The organism is Paraburkholderia sediminicola (assembly GCF_046027825.1).
GTDB lineage: Bacteria > Pseudomonadota > Gammaproteobacteria > Burkholderiales > Burkholderiaceae > Paraburkholderia > Paraburkholderia sediminicola_D.
Genome location: NZ_JAQQDU010000075.1, coordinates 1 through 17,435, shown reverse-complemented (window position 1 = coordinate 17,435; position 17,435 = coordinate 1). Strand labels below are relative to the sequence as shown.

Genomic DNA, 17,435 nt, shown 5'->3' with positions numbered 1-17,435 from the left:
AATTCTGGACGTCATTAATCGACGGTTCAAGGCGGGGGATTGTTCTACCAGTGCAACAATCCTTCGCTGCCGGATGGCTTTTTCCCGGGGCGGTAAAAAAACACAATGGCTCCACTCGCGCAAAACTGCGCGCCCCTACTGGAGTCAACCATGACCACGATCCTGCAAATCAACTCGGCAGCCCGCTCGCAAGGCGCGAACTCGACACTGCTCGTCAACGAGCTGACCGCAAAGCTGCAACAATCGAATCCGGGCGCGCAAGTCGTCGTCCGTAACCTGCAAGCAGAACCGCTGCCGCATCTGGACGACGCCGTCCTCGGCGCGTTCTTCACGCCGGCTGACCAGCGCACGCCGGAACAAGCCGCGATCGCTGCACGCAGCGAAGCGCTGATCGCCGAACTGCAAGCCGCCGACATCGTCGTGATCGGCGCACCGATGTACAACTTCGGCATCTCGTCGCAACTGAAGACGTACTTCGACTTTATCGCACGCGCTGGCATCACGTTCCAGTACACGGCAAACGGTCCGGAAGGTCTCGTGAAGGGTAAGAAGGTTCACGTGGTTTCGGCACGCGGCGGCAAGTATCTGGGCACGCCGAACGATAGCCAAACGCCATACCTGAAGGCCTTCCTGGGCTTCCTCGGCATGACCGATGTGAACTTCATCTACGCCGAAGGCCTGAACATGGGCCCGGACGCTGCTACTGCCGCATTGGCTGGCGCGCGTGAAGCGATCGCTGCTGCGTAAGATATGAGGGTTGTCTCGCGCTGCATGATTGCGGCGCGGTGGAATGAAAAAACGCCACGGGGTGTGATTCCGTGGCGTTTTTGTTTTTGCGGCTGATATCTTTGGGGCCTTGCGCTCGGCCCCGGGGTTCCGGCCCCCGATTTTTGGCAGGTGCCAGCGCGTTTCGCGCGATGAGCGTTACGCCAGCATCTGCGCTTCGTCGGGCAAGCGCCAGTCGATCGGTTCGCGGCCATGCTTGACGAGATACTCGTTCGCCGACACAAAATGCCCGCAGCCGAGAAAGCCGCGATGCGCCGACAGCGGCGACGGATGCGGCGCCTCCAGCACGTAATGCGACTTGCCGCCGAGCAACGCGCGTTTGGCTTGCGCATGCGCGCCCCACAGCATGAACACGAGACCATCATGGCGCGTGGCCAGTTCGTGGATCAGCGTGTCGGTGCATTTCTCCCAGCCGCGCTTCGCGTGACTCGCGGCCGCGTCGCGCTCGACGGTCAGCACGGTGTTCAACAGCAGCACGCCTTGCTTGGCCCACGTGTCGAGGCAGCCATGACGCGGCGGCTCGTGGCCGAGGCTGGCGGCGATTTCCTTGAAGATGTTACGCAGCGACGGTGGCGTGCGCACGTTCGGCGCGACTGAAAACGCCAGCCCGTGCGCTTGCGGCGTGCCGCGGTCTTCGCCGTGATACGGGTCCTGGCCGAGGATCACGACTTTGACTTCGTCGGGACTGGTGAGGCGAAGAGCCCGGAAGACGTCGGCGGGATAGACGGTTTTGCCGGCCGCGCGCTCACCGTCGACGAAACGGCAAAGCGGCGCGTAGGCGTCGCTTTCGATGAACGAGGCGAGGTGGGCCCGCCAGGCCGGGGGCAGGGCGGCGAATTGGGCTTCAAGCGTCGGCGGGGCTCGGTCGACGGCGGGCGGCGTCTTCGGCTGCGCGTTTGTGTCGGCCGGCGTGGCCGAGGCGTCGCCAAATAGCGAGGCTTGCGACGAATGGGTGCGGGTGCGAGAGGCTGAGGTCATGGCGGGGAAGTGTCGCAGCAAATGCGAGCTGGCTCAAGGTGTGGGTGCGTGTGGGCGTTGGGTAACCTGCCGGCGTGCGCTGGCGCGCAGAGGCGTAGCGCTAAGGCAGGGTTTCGGCGCGCGGGGCGAATGCCGAAACGAACAAGTCGGAAGTAATGCGGCGAGACGAACACGGCGGGACCAACACGGCGGGACCAACACGGCGGGACCAACACGGCGGGACCAACATGGCGGGAAGAACACGCGCCCCGCCTTGGTCACATGCGCCGAAGGTCTAAGCTGCCCGCAATTGATACCCGCGTTGCGCCTTGCTGACGTTGTCCGGTGCAAGGCCGGCTACCTGTTTGCTGAGCTCTGCCGCGAGCGTATTGAGTGCCGCTTCGTCGCCGGACTTCAGTTCCAGTTCGACTTCTGAGATCGGCGCGCGGCGTGCCTCGCCGTTCACCTCGGCGATAACGTCGCCCTGGTCGATCGCGGCTTCGACTTCGGAGCCTTCGAGTTCGACATTCCACAGCGTGCGCGTGAAGTTCGTGCGGAACAGTTCGATCAGTTCTGGCGCGGCCTGACGCAACGCCTCGGCAGCGGTGGGCTCGTCGCATGCGTGTAGCAAGGCTTCGATCTCCAGCTTTTCGCCCGCCACCGGCATTTCCCACTCGTGCCGGCTGTGCAGACCATCCTTGGCGTTGCCCACCGTCTTGAACGTTTGCAGCCAGCCGTCAGGTGTGTGCCGCAACCGCAGCGCACTCTTCGACGTAGCCAGCGCCAGCTTGGGCGTGTCGAAGTAAATATTCGCCAACGCGATCGGGCGACCCTTGTCGCCGGTGCGCGCGACGAACCACTGCGTCGCCGCGTCCACCTGGCTCACCGGCAGTGCCAGCTTGATTTCACGTTCCATGCCCATCGTGTGCTCCGTTACGCCCGCTGAATGTTGAAGCCGCGCTTAGAAAAACATCCGCGCAAGTTCCACACCCGGCTCTTCCGCGCGCATGAACGCCTCGCCGACGAGGAACGTATGCACGTCCATCGCCCGCAGACGTTCGACGTCGGCGCGCGACAGAATCCCCGACTCGGTAACGACGATACGGTCGTCCGGAATCGATTCGAGCATGCCGATGGTCGTCTCGATCGACGTTTCGAAGGTGCGCAGATTGCGGTTGTTGATACCGATCAGTGGCGTCTTTAGCGTGAGCGCTTCCATCAGCTCATTGCTGTCGTGCACTTCGACCAGCACCGCGAGGCCCAGCGAATGCGCAAGCGCTTCCAGGTCCTGCATCTGCGAGGTTTCCAAAGCGGCCGCGATCAGCAGGATCGCGTCCGCACCCATCGCGCGGGCTTCGACGATCTGGTACGGATCGACGATGAAGTCTTTGCGCAGCACCGGCAGATTGCAGGCGGCGCGCGCCTCTTCGAGGTAAGCCACGCTGCCCTGGAAGAACTGCACGTCGGTGAGGACGGACAAGCAGGCCGCACCGTGCTTTTCATACGAACGGGCAATCTCGGCCGGCACGAAGTTTTCGCGCAGCACGCCTTTCGACGGGCTCGCTTTCTTCACTTCCGAAATGACGGCGGCCAGACCGGCCGCGTGCTTCGCGCGCAATGCGCCGACGAAATCGCGGATATCGTGCGACGACGCTTCGAGGCGCAATTCTTCGAGCGGCGCGCTCTGTTCAGCCGCGCGGACTTCTTCGCGTTTGACCGCGATAATGCGGTCGAGGATGTCGCTCATGAGTGTCTCGCTACGTAGTTACTGCTTGAATTGCTGGGTGAAACGGATCAGCTCGTCGACCTTCGCACGTGCCTTGCCGCTCGCGATCGCTTCGCGCGCCAACTGGATGCCGTCCGCAATCGAGGCCGCCACGTTCGCCGAATAGAGCGCCGTGCCCGCGTTCAGTGTGACGATTTCACGCGCGACGCCCGGTTTGTTGTCGAGCGCTTCGAGCAGCATCAGTTTGGATTCGGCGGCGTCGGCCACTTTCAACGAGCGGTTCGACACCATCTGCATGCCGAAGTCTTCCGGATGGATCTCGTACTCGTGGACCTGGCCGTCGCGCAACTCGCCGACTTGCGTGGCGGCGCCGAGCGAGACTTCGTCCATGCCATCCATGCCGTACACCACCAGCACGTGCTTGGCGCCGAGGCGTTGCATCACGCGCACCTGAATGCCGACGAGGTCGCCGTGGAACACGCCCATCAGCTGATTCGGCGCGCCGGCCGGATTGGTCAGCGGTCCGAGAATGTTGAAGATGGTTCGCACACCGAGTTCGCGGCGTACCGGCGCAATGTTCTTCATCGCCGGATGATGGTTCGGCGCGAACATGAAGCCCATGCCGGTTTCCGCAATCGAAGCCGCCACCTGTTCCGGCTGCAGATCGATATTCACGCCGAGCGCCTCGAGCACGTCTGCGCTGCCCGACTTGCTCGACACGCCGCGGCCACCGTGCTTCGCGACCTTGGCGCCGGCCGCGGCCGAAACGAACATGGTTGCGGTGGAAATGTTGAAGGTTTGCGAGCCGTCGCCGCCGGTGCCGACGATATCGACGAAGTTCGAGTTGTCCTGCACCTCGACGTGCCGGGCAAATTCACGCATCACCGTGGCAGCAGCGGTGATTTCGCCGATGGTCTCTTTTTTGACGCGCAAGCCGGTGATGATCGCCGCCGACATCACGGGCGACAGTTCGCCGCGCATGATGAGCCGCATCAGGTGCAGCATTTCGTCGTGGAAAATTTCGCGGTGCTCGATGGTCCGTTGCAGCGCTTCCTGGGGCGTAATCGACATGATTTCGTCTCTCTTCGTCAAGCGGTGCGGTGGGCTGTAGCGAGCTTCGATTGCTTGACGAAATTCTCAAGCAGCGCGTGGCCGTGTTCGGACAGGATCGATTCCGGATGGAACTGCACGCCTTCAACGGCCAGTTCCTTGTGACGCACGCCCATGATTTCGCCGTCTTCGGTCCATGCGGACACTTCGAGACAGTCAGGCAACGATTCGCGTTCGATCGCGAGCGAGTGGTAGCGGGTCACGACGAAATGCTTCGGCAGGTCGGCGAACACGCCTTTGCAGTCGGTTTCGATCGTGCTCACCTTGCCGTGCATGATGGTTTGCGCGCGTACCACACGGCCGCCGAATGCTTCGCCGATCGCCTGATGGCCGAGGCAGACGCCCAGAATCGGCGTCTTGCCGGCGAATTCGCGCAGCACGTCGAGGGTAATGCCGGCGTGTTGCGGATTGCTCGGGCCGGGCGACAGGCAAATGCGCTCCGGGTTGAGCTTCGCAATTTCGTCCAGCGTGATTTCGTCGTTCCGATAGGTGTGCACGTCTTCGCCGAGTTCGCCGAAGTACTGCACCAGGTTGTAGGTGAACGAGTCGTAGTTGTCGATCATAAGCAGCATGGTGTGTCTCCGGTCAGAAGTCGCTATCGAGGCCGTCTTGAACCTGCTCGGCGGCGCGCAGCACAGCGCGCGCCTTGTTCTCGGTCTCTTGCCATTCGGATTCCGGCACCGAATCCGCGACTACCCCCGCTGCCGCCTGCACATACAGATTGCCGTTTGCGATCACGCCGGTGCGGATCGTGATCGCCATATCCATTTCGCCTGTGAACGACAGATAGCCGACCGCACCGCCGTACAGGCCGCGCTTCACCGGTTCCAGTTCGTCGATCAGTTCCATCGCGCGCACTTTCGGCGCGCCGGACAGCGTGCCGGCCGGGAAGGTGGCGCGCAGCACGTCGAAATTGGTGGTGCCGGGCTTCAGCTTGCCTTCGACCGAGCTCACGATGTGCTGCACGTGCGAGTACTTTTCGATCACCATCTGATCGGTGACGACCACCGAACCGATCTGCGAAATCCGGCCTACGTCGTTACGCGCGAGGTCGATCAGCATGACGTGTTCGGCGATTTCCTTCGGGTCGTTCAGGAGTTCGGTCGCGAGCTCGGCATCGCGCTCCGGCGTGTTGCCGCGCGGACGCGTGCCGGCGAGCGGACGAATCGTCACGATGCGATCTTCGCCGCGCTTTTCCTGACGAACCAGGATTTCCGGCGACGCGCCGACCACGTGGTGGTCGCCGAAATTGTAGTAATACATATACGGCGACGGATTCAACGAGCGCAGCGCGCGATACAGCGACAGCGGATTGTCGCGGTATGGCTTGGTCAGACGCTGGCCGACCTGCACCTGCATCAACTCGCCGGCGGCGATGTATTCCTTCGCCTTGCGCACGGCGGCCAGATAACCTTCTTTCGCGAACTCGCGATAGGTCTCGGTACGCACGCTGGCCGACGTGACCGGCGGCTGCACGGTCGTGCGCAAACGCTGACGCAATTCGCGCAGACGCTGTTTCGCTTTCGTGTACGCCTCGGGCTGTGTCGGATCCGAGTACACCACCAGGTAGAGCTTGCCAGCGAGGTTGTCGATCACCGCGACTTCTTCGGTCAGCAGCAACTGAATGTCAGGCAGGTTCAGATCGTCTGTCGGTGCGCTGTGCGCGAGCTTTTTCTCGATGTAGCGCACCGCGTCATAACCGAAGTAGCCCGCCAGGCCGCCCGCGAAACGCGGCAGACCGGGGCGCTGCGCTACTTTGAAGCGGCCCTGGAATTGCTGGATGAACTCAAGCGGGTCGCCTTCATGCGTTTCGACGACTTTGCCGTCCCGCACGATTTCTGACACGCCGTTGCGGGTGCGCAGCAGCGTGCGCGCCGGCAGGCCGATGAACGAGTAGCGGCCGAAGCGTTCGCCGCCCACCACCGATTCCAGCAGGAACGAGTTAGCGCCGTTGCGTTCGGTCTGCGCGAGCTTCAGGTACAGCGAGAGCGGCGTTTCGAGGTCGGCGAGCGCTTCGGCGATCAGCGGAATGCGGTTGAAACCCTCGTTGGCGAGGGATTGGAATTCGAGTTCGGTCATGTTCCGATCCTGTACGTACGTCAGACGGCACTATGCGTCGGACAAAGCGGGGCGCGGCGCGCCCGGTCAGGCGTTCGTTCGACGTGTCGACACGATGATACCGACCGGCGCGAGTTTCCCATCGACGCATGCAAGGGGTTTCAGCGCACAAGATGTACTTTGCGGGTACACGAAGGCCGAATCAACCGATGCAGCGAAACAAGGTGATGGAAAAAACGCGTGAGCGCAGCGAAGTAAAAAACGGTTGCCGAAGACGAGCTTCAGCGTACCTCAGGCGAGGTTAGCGCGACCAGCGACGCCAGGGCCAGGCTCCCCGGTCGATGCTAATCAGACTCCGTTTTTTATTCAGAAACATGAGGATGAGGGACTTTTCAAGTCGTGGAATGGTGCGCTGCGATAGCCTTGGCGGCATCGAGCAGCGAGGCAACTATACCATCGGATTTTATTTCTTGTATAGCTCGGCCGTGGTTGTAGCCATACGGCAGCGTCAGCGTTGCCATGCCCGCCGCGCGGCCCGCCATCGCATCGTTTTCCGAATCGCCGATGGCGACGGTGGCTTCCGGTGTGACGCCTAACTGCGCCGCGGCGGTGAGCATCGGCAGCGGATCTGGCTTCTTTTTCGGCAGGCTGTCGCCGCCTAGCACGACGCTGAAAAACTGGCTGAGCCCGTATTGCTCCAGCAATTCGACCGCGAAACGGTGCGGTTTGTTGGTGACGCACGCGAGTTTGAGGCCGGCATCGCGCATGGCGCTGAGGCCGGCTTCGACCTCGGGGTACAGCCGCGTGTGCACGCCGTTGATCCTGGCGTACTCGGCCTGATAGATGGCGAGCGCCTCGTCGAAACGGTCCTGTGCGTGGTCCATTTCGAAGCGCTGCGCCAGCACACTGCGAATCAGATTCTCCGAGCCCTTGCCGATGTAGCCGACCACTTCCTCGCGCGAGGTTTCCGCCGCATCGAGTTGCGCCAGCATGCCGTTCAGGCCGGCGGTGAAATCGTCGGCGGTATCGATCATCGTGCCGTCCAGGTCGATGATCGCGGCTTGCAGGCGCGGGCCGGGGAAGGTCGGAGCAGGGAACGGAGTCGTCATTGTTAGTGCGGGATCTCAGTGCGCGGTCGGTGCGTGATCAATGCTCGATGTTGGCGAGTGCGGCGCGCATCTTGTCGATCACCGCCTTGTGATCCGGCGCGCCGAAGATCGCTGAGCCTGCCACGAACGTGTCCGCGCCAGCCGCCGCGATTTCGGCGATGTTGTCGACCTTCACGCCGCCGTCCACTTCGAGATGAATCTCGCGGCCGGTCTTTTCCTTGTAGGCGTCGATCCGCTTACGCGCTTCGCGCAGTTTGATGAGCGCCTCAGGAATGAACGATTGACCACCGAAACCCGGATTCACCGACATGATCAGCACGAGATCGACCTTGTCCATCACGTAGTCCAGATGGTTCAGCGACGTGGCCGGGTTGAACACGAGGCCGGCCTTGCAACCGTGGTCGCGAATCAGCGACAGCGTGCGGTCGATATGGTCCGAGCCTTCCGGATGAAAGCTGATCAGGTTCGCGCCGGCCTTGGCGAAGTCCGGCACGATGCGGTCGACCGGGCGCACCATCAGATGCACGTCGATCGGTACGTCCACGTGCGGGCGGATCGCTTCGCAGACGAGCGGGCCGATCGTCAGGTTCGGCACGTAATGATTGTCCATTACGTCGAAGTGAATCCAGTCGGCGCCGGCGGCGACAACGTTGCGGACTTCTTCGCCCAGGCGGGCGAAATCGGCGGACAGAATGCTGGGGGCGATGCGAAATTGCGTCATGGCGGGGGCGGATGCAAGCGGGAAAACGCTATTTTACCGTTTTGTGCGCCTCTGAGCCGGCTCGTGGGCGAGTTGAGTCCGGCACTGGAAAGGCACGACAGGGGTGACAAATCGCCTTAGCGGCCCTTGGCCAGAGGGATTTGTCCGGTTGCGGGCGTGTCGCGCATCAAGCAGAATGCCAAACCAACAGCACCGCTTTGCCAATGCGCCCGCAAACCATTGGCGTTCGGGGCTTCCCGCGATTTTTCACCCCCGTTTCACCAGACCGGAATCAGGATGAGCCAGTACGAATTCAGCGTCTCGGCGCAGGTGCAGTATCTGCCCGAAGAGTCGGACCCGGAGCGCCGCCAGTATGCGTTTGCATACACGCTGACTATCCGTAACAGCGGCCAGGTGCCCGCGCAGTTGATTGCGCGTCACTGGGTTATCACCGACAGCGACGACAATGTGCAGGAAGTAAAAGGCCTGGGTGTGGTCGGGCACCAGCCGCTGCTCAAACCGGGCGAGCACTTCGAATATACGAGTTGGGCCGTGATCGCCACGCCCGTTGGCACCATGCGCGGCGAGTATTTCTGCGTCGCGGAGGACGGTGAGCGCTTCGACGCACCCGTGCCCGAGTTCATTCTGCGTATGCCGCGTACCTTGCATTGAACCGAGGCCGCGGCTCGCGGTCTTTAAGAAGCTTTACGGCGTAGCTTTATTGGGATTTTTGCTGCTTTTGCTGTTCATGGGTGGCGGCGCGCGCGGCCTTTTTCTTGCCGGACGAAGTCCATACAACGATAAAGACGAGCAGGAAGAGCGCGAGGAGCGATTCCAGCGCGAAGATGAGCATCGGGTATTCGTCGAACAAATCAGACATGGCGGTTTCCATCAAGAACGAACATTGTATGCGTTTTGTCCGCACAGCCGGAGCATGGCTTGGCGCGCTTTCGGTTGCGGTGATGCTGGCTTCCTGCGGTGGTGGTGGCGCGGTCCGGCCCTCGGTTTCGCCACCCACGGGTGCCGCGATCATACCCGGGCAGATTGCCGCGACACGGCTCACCGCGGTAGCCTGGCAGCAGGTGCCCGGGTGGCAGGACGATTCGCTGATCGGCGCAACGGCCGCGTTGCGGCAAAACTGCCTGAGGCTTGCACGTCAACCGAACTGGGCTCGCGCATGCGCGGCAGCCTCGCAGATCGACGATCTGGACGTCACCAGTGCGCGGGCGTTTTTCGAGGCGTATTTCACTCCGTTCCAGTTAGCCAATAACGACGGCACGCTCGATGGCCTCGTCACCGGCTATTACGAGCCGTTGCTGCGCGGTTCGCGCACGCGGCACGGCGTGTATCAGACGGCGCTGTACCGCTGGCCATCCGGTTATCGCGCGGGAGCTCCGCTGCCGGCGCGTGCGCAACTCGAGCGCGCGGGCGTGCTCAACGGCAATGAACTCGTGTGGGTCGATGATCCGATCGAGGCCTTCTTCCTGCAAGTGCAGGGCTCCGGGCGCGTCGTGATGGAAGACGGCAGCGTGATGCGGGTCGGCTTTGGCGGCACGAACAATCAGCCGTACAAGTCGATTGGGCGGTGGCTGCTCGATCGCGGCGAATTGACTCCGGCGCAGGCGACCATGCAAGGCATCAAGGCATGGGCGCGTGCGAACCCCACGCGGGTCGACGCGTTGCTCGATACGAATCCGCGCTTCGTGTTCTTCCGCGAGATGCCGTCGGGCGAGAGTGCGCCGAGCGGCGGGGCGGATGGTCCGATCGGTGCGCTGGGCGTGCCGTTGACGCCGGAGCGGTCGATCGCGGTGGATCCAACTTCAATTCCGCTCGGGACGCCAGTGTTCTTGCAGACCACGCGTCCGTTGACAAACTCGCCGATGAATCGCCTCGTCTTTGCTCAGGACACGGGCTCTGCGATCAAAGGCGGCGTGCGTGCGGACTACTTCTGGGGCCTCGGCGACGATGCCGGCGATCTGGCCGGCAAGATGAAGCAGGGCGGCCGGATGTGGTTGTTGTTGCCGAATTCGTGAGGGTGTAGGGCGGGGCGGCGGGTTTTCTGGTTCCTGGTTGGAAACCGCCGCTTGGCCAATTTGGCTGGCATGGGGCGTCTGTCAGCGACACAGCTTCCGGATATGACTTTTCTCAGCTTCCGCTTGTCCATCGCCTGTTGTGCCTTGTCCACTGCACGGTTAATCCCCGTTCATGGCCGGCACATTTGATAACGGCGCTGATGTCGATCAACACCGTTATCAAGCATCAACCTTTTGCGTTTCGCTTAAATCCCCTGCTTCCGCTTGTCCACTACCCGCCGTGCTTTGCCTACCGAACGCTCGATGCCGTTCACACCCAGCACGTTCACGATCGCGCTCACGCCGATCAACGCCTTGATGTCGTAAGTTAGCGCCTGTTTTGCCGTGGTCAGCGCGGCAGTATCCGGCGCTGATTCAGTGCAGGGCTCGACATTCAACGTCAGTACGTCGAGCGGGCCTTCCTTGGTTAGCACGATCTGATAGTGAGGTGCGAGGGCGTGCTGCTTGAGTAGCAATTCTTCGATCTGCGTCGGGAACACGTTGACGCCGCGCACGATCATCATGTCGTCTGAACGGCCCGTGATCTTTTCCATGCGGCGCATGGTGCGCGCGCTGCCCGGCAAGAGGCGCGTCAGATCGCGGGTCCGGTATCGGACGATCGGCAGCGCTTCCTTGGTCAACGAGGTGAATACCAGTTCGCCCAGTTCGCCGTCCGGCAGCACTTCGCCGGTTTCGGGATCGATGATCTCGGGATAGAAGTGATCTTCCCAGATGGTCGGGCCGTCTTTGGTCTCCACGCATTCCGAGGCGACGCCAGGTCCCATCACTTCAGACAGGCCGTAAATGTCGACCGCGTCGATGCCCATGCGCTTTTCGATTGCCTGACGCATGTCATTGGTCCACGGTTCTGCGCCGAAGATACCAAGGCGCAGCGAGCAAGTCGCCGGATCGACGCCCTGCCGTTCGAGTTCGTCGGCGATCGACAGCATATAGCTCGGCGTCACCATGATGATGTCGGGACGGAAGTCCTGAATCAGTTGCACCTGCTTTTCAGTCTGACCACCGCCGAACGGGATCACCGTCAGCCCTGCACGCTCGGCGCCATAGTGCGCGCCCAGGCCGCCTGTGAACAAACCGTAGCCGTAGCTGATGTGAACCTTGTCGCCGCGCTGCGCGCCTGCGGCACGGATCGAACGTGCGACGAGATTTGCCCACGTATCGATATCGCGTGCCGTGTAGCCGACGACCGTCGGTTTGCCCGTCGTACCGGACGACGCGTGGATCCGCGAGATCTGTTCCTGCGGTACCGCGAACATGCCAAACGGATAGCTGTCGCGCAGATCCTTCTTGGTGGTGAAGGGAAAGCGCGCCAGGTCCGCGAGCGTCTTCACTTCGCTCGGGTGGACGCCGGCTTCATCGAATTTGCGCCGATAGACCTGCGAATTCTCATAAGCGTGGTTCAGCGACCATTTAAGCCGTTCGAGTTGGAGCGCGGCGAGTTCGTCGCGGCTGGCTGTCTCGATGGGATCGAGCGGGAGGGCGGTGGTCATCGAATGTCTCCTTGCTGCCTCAATGCTTGGGTCTGGTGTGCGATGCGCTTGCGCGCAAAAACCGGGGACTCGCTGCTATCTATGTAGGTGGTGCCGATGTGCCACGAACGCGTCGCGGCTCTGCTGTTCAATCTGTAGTTCAATCGCCGGCAGGAATCAGGTTGCCTTTGATCTGCGCAGATTTGCCGCGAAACATCGCCACGGTCTCCTCTGCGCGATTCGTGACGCGAATATCGTAAATACCGGTGCGGCCGCTCAACGTTTGCTCGACCGCTTCAGCCGTCAACACGTCGCCGCCCTGTACTGGCCGCAGGAACTCGATCGAACAGCCTGCTGCGACGGTGTTGATGTTGTACGTGTTGCAGGCGAAAGCGAACGTCGAATCTGCGAGCGTGAAAATCAGGCCGCCGTGGCAAATCTGATGGCCGTTCAGGAAGTCGTCGCGCACAGCCATGCGCAGGCGCGCATACCCTGGGCGCACTTCTACGATTTCGAGTCCAAGCGCCCGGCTGCACGCGTCGTTTTCGTACATGGCGGCCGCGGTTGCGCGAGCGAGTTCGTCGGGTGTCATTTGGGCCGGGTGGTTCGGTTGTGTGGACATATCAGCGACCCTCGAAGCGAGGAGCGCGTTTTTCCACGAACGCCTGCACGCCTTCCGCGTAATCGTGGGAAGCACCGAGTTCACGTTGCAGATCGCGTTCGAGATCGAGTTGCTGATCCAGGGTTTGCGTCGCACCCGCCCGCATTGCCTGCTTGATCGCGGCGATGGCGCGCGTGGGCTGCTGCGCCAGTTGGGTCGCGAGTTTGCTTGCCGTGGTGGCTAGTTCGGTGTCGTCAACCGTTTGCCAGATTAGTCCCCAGCTTTCGGCTTTCTCCGCGCTCAGTTTGTCGCCGGTGATGGCGAGACCCAAGGCGCGTGCCATGCCGACGCGTTGCGGCAGGAACCAGGTGCCGCCCGAGTCCGGCACGAGGCCGATCTTCACGAATGCCTGGATGAAGCTGGCTGAACGCGCGGCAAGCACGAGATCGCAGGCCAGTGCCAGATTGGCGCCTGCGCCGGCTGCCGTGCCGTTCACCGCAGCAATCACGGGAAATGGCAGTGCTTGCAGGCGGCGAATCAGCGGATTGAAATGCGTGTCGATCAGTTCGCCCAGATCGGTCATCGCGCCCGGCGTGAAGTCGAGATCCGCGAGATCCTGTCCCGCGCAGAAGCCGCGGCCCGCGCCGGTCAGCACGAGCGCACGGGCGCCGGACGCTTCGACCTCGCCTAGCGCAGCGCTCAATTCCTGGTGCATCGCGCGCGTAAAGCTGTTGAGCTTGTCCGGGCGGTTCAGTGTGATCGTCGCTACGTGGCTCGATGCGTCCAGGTCGACGCGAATCGCTTCATATGACATTGGGTGTCTCCTCAAAGTCTCTTTGACCGGTGGCGGTGGGGCGGCTGGTGAGGCGGCGTTGCTATCAGACCCGCTCGATCACCAATGCGATGCCTTGACCCACGCCGATACACATCGTGCAAAGCGCAAAGCGGCCGTTGATTCGTTCCAGCTGATAAAGCGCAGTGGTGATCAAACGCGCGCCCGAGGCGCCGAGCGGGTGACCGAGTGCAATCGCTCCGCCGTTCGGATTGACGCGCGGATCGTCGTCACGCAGACCGAGCGTGCGCAAGACCGCCAACCCCTGCGATGCGAAGGCTTCGTTCAACTCGATTACGTCGAATTGCTCGAGTGTCATGTTTAGTTGCTTCAACAGCTTTTGCGTGGCCGGCGCCGGGCCGATGCCCATGATGCGCGGCTCCACGCCCGCCGTTGCCATGCCCACCACACGTGCGCGACGACGCAATCCGTATTGATCGGCAGCTTCCTGATTCGCGAGCAACAGCGCGCAGGCGCCGTCGTTCACGCCCGATGCATTGCCGGCGGTCACGCTGCCGTCGGGGCGGACCACGCCCTTGAGCTTGCCCAGGCTTTCAAGCGACGTTTCGCGCGGATGCTCGTCGAGCGTTACGCGCACGGGGTCGCCTTTCTTTTGCGCAATTTCAACACCGACGACTTCCTGAGCCAGAGTGCCGTCGCGCTGTGCACGGGCTGCCTTTTGCTGGCTCGCCAGTGCAAACGCGTCCTGATCCGCACGACTTATGCCGAACTCGACGGCGACGTTTTCCGCGGTCTCCGGCATCGAGTCGACGCCATATTGACGCTTCATCAGCGGGTTGATGAAGCGCCAGCCGATAGTCGTGTCGTAAATATCGGCCTGCCGCGAGAACGCACTGCTGGCCTTGCCCATCACGAACGGCGCGCGCGTCATGCTTTCGACGCCACCTGCAATCATCAGCCGCGCTTCGCCCGCCTTGATGGCGCGAGCAGCCGTGCCGACCGCGTCCATACCCGAGCCGCACAGGCGGTTGATGGTTGCGCCGGGCGCATCCGTGGGCAAGCCAGCCAGCAATGAGGACATACGAGCGACGTTGCGGTTGTCTTCACCGGCCTGATTGGCGCAGCCGTAGATCACGTCGTCAATTTCCCGCCAGTCGACACCGGGATTGCGCTCGATCAGCGCCTTGATCGGCACCGCGCCGAGGTCATCAGCACGGACATCTTTCAGGGCGCCGCCGTAACGGCCGATTGGGGTGCGAATCGCGTCGCAAATGAAGGCGTCGTTCATGTGGGTTCCTGCTGGGGCGGATCGGCGGGACATGCCGATCCGATGTCTCATGTTAGTTGGGGCGCACGGCCCGGTCCATTCGGCCAAACGGCATAGGACGAAAGCCGTGCTCTTGTCTTATGCCATTCAGCCAGCTACCGCCGGTGCCGCTTTCGGTTCAACATGAGCGCGACTTTGAACAACGCGGAAGCGGTTCGCGACAAAGGCTGCGTCGGCCAGCGCGGCATTTGCCGCCGGGTTGGCACCCGTGCCGTGGAAGTCGGAGAAGGCTGCCGACTGATTGACGAAAACGCCACCCGTCAAATTGATCGAGAGTGCTACGCCGCCGCGGATCGATGCTTCGTGCGCCTCGTCGAGCACGGCTTCATCCGTGCTGTAGACCGACAGCGTCAGCGCGCCGTGCTCGGCAGCGATTGCGCCGGCCAGGTCGAGCGACTGCGATGTCGAATCCGTCGCGATCACGAACGAGATCGGGCCGAACCATTCTTTGGTGAGCTGCGCGTGGTCAGTGGAGGCGTCCAGTTGGAGCACGAGCGGTGTGCGCACACGGGCACCAGCGAAAGCCGGATGTTCGAGCGATTGGCTTTCTACGAGAACGCGGCCAAGCTTGGCAGCTTCGTCGATACGTTGGGTCACACCTTCGTTCTGGATCGCGCCGAGCAGTTCGACGGCGCGCGCTGGGTCCGCAACCAGTTTCTGCACGGCGCCGGCGATAGCTTGGGCGACTTCGTCGAAACTGAGTTCGCCTTCAGCGGTGCGGATGCCGCCGCGCGGTACGTAGATGTTTTGCGGGGCGGTGCACATCTGGCCCGAGTACAGCGCAAGCGAGAAGGCGATATTGCGAACGGCGGCTTTGATGTCGTCCACCGAGTCGATCACGATCTGGTTGACGCCGGCTTTTTCGGTGTAGACCTGAGCCTGATGCGCATTGCGCTCAAGCCACGTGCCGTTTTGCGTGCTGCCCGTAAAGTCGATGAGTTTGATTTCAGGGCGCAGCGCCAAGTCCTGGACGAGCGCGCCATCGTTCGGTTCCGTGGCCAGCAACGTGACGACGTTCGGATCGAAACCGGCCTCGCGCAACACATCACGTGCGATGCGTACGGTCAACGCGAGCGGCAGAATTGCGCCCGGATGCGGCTTGACGATGACCGTGTTGCCCGTGGCCAGATCGGCGAAGAGGCCGGGGTAGCCATTCCATGTCGGGAAGGTGCAGCATCCGAGCACAAGACCGGTGCCGCGCGGCACGACGGTGTAGCGCTTGTGCATGGCGAGCGGCGGATTTTTGCCTTGCGGCTTTTCCCAGTGGGCATCAGCAGGGATGCGGCGCAATTGGTCCCACGCGTACACCACCGCTTCGAGCGCACGGTCTTGTGCATGCGGGCCACCGGCCTGGAAGGCCATCATGAAGGCCTGACCGGTCGTGTGCATCACGCTGTAGCCGATTTCGAAGCTGGCGCGATTCACGCGCGCGAGGATCTCGAGGCATACACCGATCCATGCCTGGGGGCCGGCCGCGCGCCAATCGCGCTGCGCGACGGCGGCTGCGGAGATCAACGCGTCAGGATCGGCTTTCGGATAGCGCACACCGAGCGGGAAGCCGAACGGCGAGACTTCCGCGCCGACGGTTTCTCCGGTCGACGGCTGGTCCAGTTCGAACGTCTTGTTCAGGTGCGCTTTGAATGCGGCTTCGCCGTCTGCGCTGGCGGTTTCCCCGTACACTTTCGGACTGGGCATCTCGACGAACGGACTCCAGTAGCCGCGCGCTTCAATCGCGGTGAGTGCCTTTTGCAGCGTGTCTTCGTGCTTGGTGAATAGCGGGTGTGTCATGGCAGAGGGGCTTGGCTGTGCGTTGGGAAAAGCCTGTCGAATAATTGACCGACCGGTTGGTTGGTGAATGGTAGCATTACTGAGACGGCCGCGCGAAGCGTTTTTTGCGCGCCATTAACTATTAGGAGGCGGCATGGCTTACGAGAACATTCTGGTTGAGACGCGAGGACGGGTCGGTTTGGTCACGTTGAATCGCCCGAAGGCGTTGAACGCGCTGAACGACGCGTTGATGGACGAACTAGGCGCCGCGCTGCGCGAGTTCGATGCCGACGAAGCGATTGGTGCGATCGTGGTGACGGGCAGCGAGAAAGCGTTCGCCGCAGGGGCCGACATCGGCATGATGGCGACCTATACCTATATGGATGTCTATAAAGGCGACTACATCACCCGCAACTGGGAAACGGTGCGCTCCATCCGTAAGCCGATCATTGCCGCCGTGGCGGGCTTCGCGCTCGGCGGCGGTTGCGAGTTGGCGATGATGTGCGACATTATTTTCGCCGCCGACACGGCGAAGTTCGGCCAGCCGGAAATCAAGCTCGGCATCATGCCGGGAGCCGGCGGCACGCAGCGACTGCCGCGTGCCGTCTCAAAGGCGAAAGCGATGGACCTTTGCCTGACCGCCCGCTTCATGGACGCTGCCGAGGCAGAACGCGCTGGATTGGTCTCGCGGGTGATTCCTGCGGCTTCCCTGCTTGACGAGGCGGTGGCTGCTGCGGCGACCATTGCTGAATTCCCGCTGCCGGCGGTGATGATGGTCAAGGAATCGGTCAACCGTGCGTACGAAACGACGCTGGCGGAAGGCGTGCATTTCGAGCGCCGCCTGTTCCATTCGCTCTTCGCTACTGAAGATCAGAAGGAGGGGATGGCTGCGTTCGTTGAGAAGCGCAAACCGGTTTTCAAGCATCGGTAATACGCTTG

Annotated in this window: 18 protein-coding genes; 4 read left to right on the top strand and 14 right to left on the bottom strand. The window is 62.2% G+C overall.

All coding sequences use genetic code 11. The annotated features are described in order from the left end of the window. The first annotated feature begins 150 nt into the window (after positions 1-150). Positions 151-747 (top strand): FMN-dependent NADH-azoreductase, encoded by a 597-nt coding sequence (locus PQQ96_RS31005; protein WP_408299654.1) that lies wholly within the window; start codon positions 151-153, stop codon positions 745-747. A gap of 177 nt (positions 748-924) precedes the next feature. Here PQQ96_RS31005 and PQQ96_RS31000 read toward each other — a convergent pair whose 3' ends face one another. From PQQ96_RS31000 to rpe, 8 genes are all read right to left on the bottom strand, one after another. Continuing rightward, the gene (locus tag PQQ96_RS31000; protein ID WP_408299652.1) at positions 925-1,764 is read right to left on the bottom strand and encodes a uracil-DNA glycosylase; all 840 of its coding nucleotides are present in this window, start codon (positions 1,762-1,764) and stop codon (positions 925-927) included. Positions 1,765-2,038: 274 nt separating this feature from the next. Then, on the bottom strand, positions 2,039-2,665 hold the full coding sequence (locus tag PQQ96_RS30995; RefSeq protein ID WP_408299650.1) for a CYTH domain-containing protein: 627 nt from the start codon (positions 2,663-2,665) through the stop codon (positions 2,039-2,041). 39 nt (positions 2,666-2,704) lie between these two features. Beyond that, positions 2,705-3,490, bottom strand: a complete 786-nt coding sequence (gene trpC / locus PQQ96_RS30990; RefSeq protein ID WP_408299648.1) for an indole-3-glycerol phosphate synthase TrpC — start codon at positions 3,488-3,490, stop codon at positions 2,705-2,707. A gap of 18 nt (positions 3,491-3,508) precedes the next feature. After that, a complete protein-coding gene (trpD, locus tag PQQ96_RS30985; protein WP_408299646.1) occupies positions 3,509-4,540 on the bottom strand; it encodes an anthranilate phosphoribosyltransferase in 1,032 nt (343 codons plus the stop codon). 17 nt (positions 4,541-4,557) lie between these two features. Further along, positions 4,558-5,151, bottom strand: a complete 594-nt coding sequence (locus PQQ96_RS30980) for an aminodeoxychorismate/anthranilate synthase component II (RefSeq protein WP_408299644.1) — start codon at positions 5,149-5,151, stop codon at positions 4,558-4,560. A 13-nt stretch (positions 5,152-5,164) separates the two neighbouring features. After that, the gene (gene trpE, locus PQQ96_RS30975; RefSeq protein WP_408299643.1) at positions 5,165-6,658 is read right to left on the bottom strand and encodes an anthranilate synthase component I; all 1,494 of its coding nucleotides are present in this window, start codon (positions 6,656-6,658) and stop codon (positions 5,165-5,167) included. A 371-nt stretch (positions 6,659-7,029) separates the two neighbouring features. After that, positions 7,030-7,746 (bottom strand): phosphoglycolate phosphatase, encoded by a 717-nt coding sequence (locus PQQ96_RS30970; protein WP_408299642.1) that lies wholly within the window; start codon positions 7,744-7,746, stop codon positions 7,030-7,032. Between the two features lie 37 nt (positions 7,747-7,783). Beyond that, positions 7,784-8,467, bottom strand: coding sequence for a ribulose-phosphate 3-epimerase (rpe, locus tag PQQ96_RS30965; protein ID WP_093643547.1), 684 nt, complete (start codon positions 8,465-8,467; stop codon positions 7,784-7,786). A gap of 276 nt (positions 8,468-8,743) precedes the next feature. Between rpe and apaG the strand changes: the two genes are divergently transcribed. Then, positions 8,744-9,118, top strand: coding sequence for a Co2+/Mg2+ efflux facilitator ApaG/CorD (apaG, locus tag PQQ96_RS30960; protein ID WP_074282095.1), 375 nt, complete (start codon positions 8,744-8,746; stop codon positions 9,116-9,118). Positions 9,119-9,164: 46 nt separating this feature from the next. On the opposite strand, the gene PQQ96_RS30955 is transcribed toward apaG, so the two are convergent. After that, positions 9,165-9,338 carry a hypothetical protein gene (locus PQQ96_RS30955; RefSeq protein WP_159001975.1) on the bottom strand — a complete coding sequence of 58 codons (174 nt, stop codon included), beginning with the start codon at positions 9,336-9,338 and terminating at the stop codon, positions 9,165-9,167. A 16-nt stretch (positions 9,339-9,354) separates the two neighbouring features. On the opposite strand from PQQ96_RS30955, the gene mltA reads away from it, so the two are divergent. Further along, positions 9,355-10,479: a murein transglycosylase A gene (gene mltA / locus PQQ96_RS30950; protein ID WP_054036778.1), complete on the top strand. Its 1,125-nt coding sequence runs from the start codon at positions 9,355-9,357 to the stop codon at positions 10,477-10,479. A gap of 245 nt (positions 10,480-10,724) precedes the next feature. On the opposite strand, the gene paaK is transcribed toward mltA, so the two are convergent. From paaK to paaN, 5 genes are all read right to left on the bottom strand, one after another. Continuing rightward, a complete protein-coding gene (gene paaK / locus PQQ96_RS30945) occupies positions 10,725-12,029 on the bottom strand; it encodes a phenylacetate--CoA ligase PaaK (RefSeq protein ID WP_408299640.1) in 1,305 nt (434 codons plus the stop codon). A 139-nt stretch (positions 12,030-12,168) separates the two neighbouring features. After that, positions 12,169-12,630 (bottom strand): hydroxyphenylacetyl-CoA thioesterase PaaI, encoded by a 462-nt coding sequence (gene paaI / locus PQQ96_RS30940; protein WP_408299638.1) that lies wholly within the window; start codon positions 12,628-12,630, stop codon positions 12,169-12,171. A 1-nt stretch (position 12,631) separates the two neighbouring features. Then, positions 12,632-13,423, bottom strand: a complete 792-nt coding sequence (gene paaG, locus PQQ96_RS30935) for a 2-(1,2-epoxy-1,2-dihydrophenyl)acetyl-CoA isomerase PaaG (protein ID WP_408299636.1) — start codon at positions 13,421-13,423, stop codon at positions 12,632-12,634. 64 nt (positions 13,424-13,487) lie between these two features. After that, positions 13,488-14,690 carry a 3-oxoadipyl-CoA thiolase gene (gene pcaF, locus PQQ96_RS30930; protein WP_408299634.1) on the bottom strand — a complete coding sequence of 401 codons (1,203 nt, stop codon included), beginning with the start codon at positions 14,688-14,690 and terminating at the stop codon, positions 13,488-13,490. Between the two features lie 126 nt (positions 14,691-14,816). Beyond that, positions 14,817-16,517 (bottom strand): phenylacetic acid degradation protein PaaN, encoded by a 1,701-nt coding sequence (gene paaN / locus PQQ96_RS30925; protein ID WP_408299633.1) that lies wholly within the window; start codon positions 16,515-16,517, stop codon positions 14,817-14,819. A gap of 133 nt (positions 16,518-16,650) precedes the next feature. Between paaN and PQQ96_RS30920 the strand changes: the two genes are divergently transcribed. Then, complete coding sequence (locus tag PQQ96_RS30920; RefSeq protein ID WP_325043023.1) at positions 16,651-17,427, top strand: enoyl-CoA hydratase; 777 nt, start codon at positions 16,651-16,653, stop codon at positions 17,425-17,427. Positions 17,428-17,435 lie beyond the last annotated feature (8 nt).

Coding starts and splice junctions, on each gene's coding strand:
- PQQ96_RS31005 (WP_408299654.1), top strand. CDS start 151: ATGACCACGATCCTGCAAATCAACTCGGCAGCCCGCTCGCAAGGCGCG.
- PQQ96_RS31000 (WP_408299652.1), bottom strand. CDS start 1,764: ATGACCTCAGCCTCTCGCACCCGCACCCATTCGTCGCAAGCCTCGCTA.
- PQQ96_RS30995 (WP_408299650.1), bottom strand. CDS start 2,665: ATGGGCATGGAACGTGAAATCAAGCTGGCACTGCCGGTGAGCCAGGTG.
- trpC (WP_408299648.1), bottom strand. CDS start 3,490: ATGAGCGACATCCTCGACCGCATTATCGCGGTCAAACGCGAAGAAGTC.
- trpD (WP_408299646.1), bottom strand. CDS start 4,540: ATGTCGATTACGCCCCAGGAAGCGCTGCAACGGACCATCGAGCACCGC.
- PQQ96_RS30980 (WP_408299644.1), bottom strand. CDS start 5,151: ATGCTGCTTATGATCGACAACTACGACTCGTTCACCTACAACCTGGTG.
- trpE (WP_408299643.1), bottom strand. CDS start 6,658: ATGACCGAACTCGAATTCCAATCCCTCGCCAACGAGGGTTTCAACCGC.
- PQQ96_RS30970 (WP_408299642.1), bottom strand. CDS start 7,746: ATGACGACTCCGTTCCCTGCTCCGACCTTCCCCGGCCCGCGCCTGCAA.
- rpe (WP_093643547.1), bottom strand. CDS start 8,467: ATGACGCAATTTCGCATCGCCCCCAGCATTCTGTCCGCCGATTTCGCC.
- apaG (WP_074282095.1), top strand. CDS start 8,744: ATGAGCCAGTACGAATTCAGCGTCTCGGCGCAGGTGCAGTATCTGCCC.
- PQQ96_RS30955 (WP_159001975.1), bottom strand. CDS start 9,338: ATGGAAACCGCCATGTCTGATTTGTTCGACGAATACCCGATGCTCATC.
- mltA (WP_054036778.1), top strand. CDS start 9,355: ATGCGTTTTGTCCGCACAGCCGGAGCATGGCTTGGCGCGCTTTCGGTT.
- paaK (WP_408299640.1), bottom strand. CDS start 12,029: ATGACCACCGCCCTCCCGCTCGATCCCATCGAGACAGCCAGCCGCGAC.
- paaI (WP_408299638.1), bottom strand. CDS start 12,630: ATGTCCACACAACCGAACCACCCGGCCCAAATGACACCCGACGAACTC.
- paaG (WP_408299636.1), bottom strand. CDS start 13,423: ATGTCATATGAAGCGATTCGCGTCGACCTGGACGCATCGAGCCACGTA.
- pcaF (WP_408299634.1), bottom strand. CDS start 14,690: ATGAACGACGCCTTCATTTGCGACGCGATTCGCACCCCAATCGGCCGT.
- paaN (WP_408299633.1), bottom strand. CDS start 16,517: ATGACACACCCGCTATTCACCAAGCACGAAGACACGCTGCAAAAGGCA.
- PQQ96_RS30920 (WP_325043023.1), top strand. CDS start 16,651: ATGGCTTACGAGAACATTCTGGTTGAGACGCGAGGACGGGTCGGTTTG.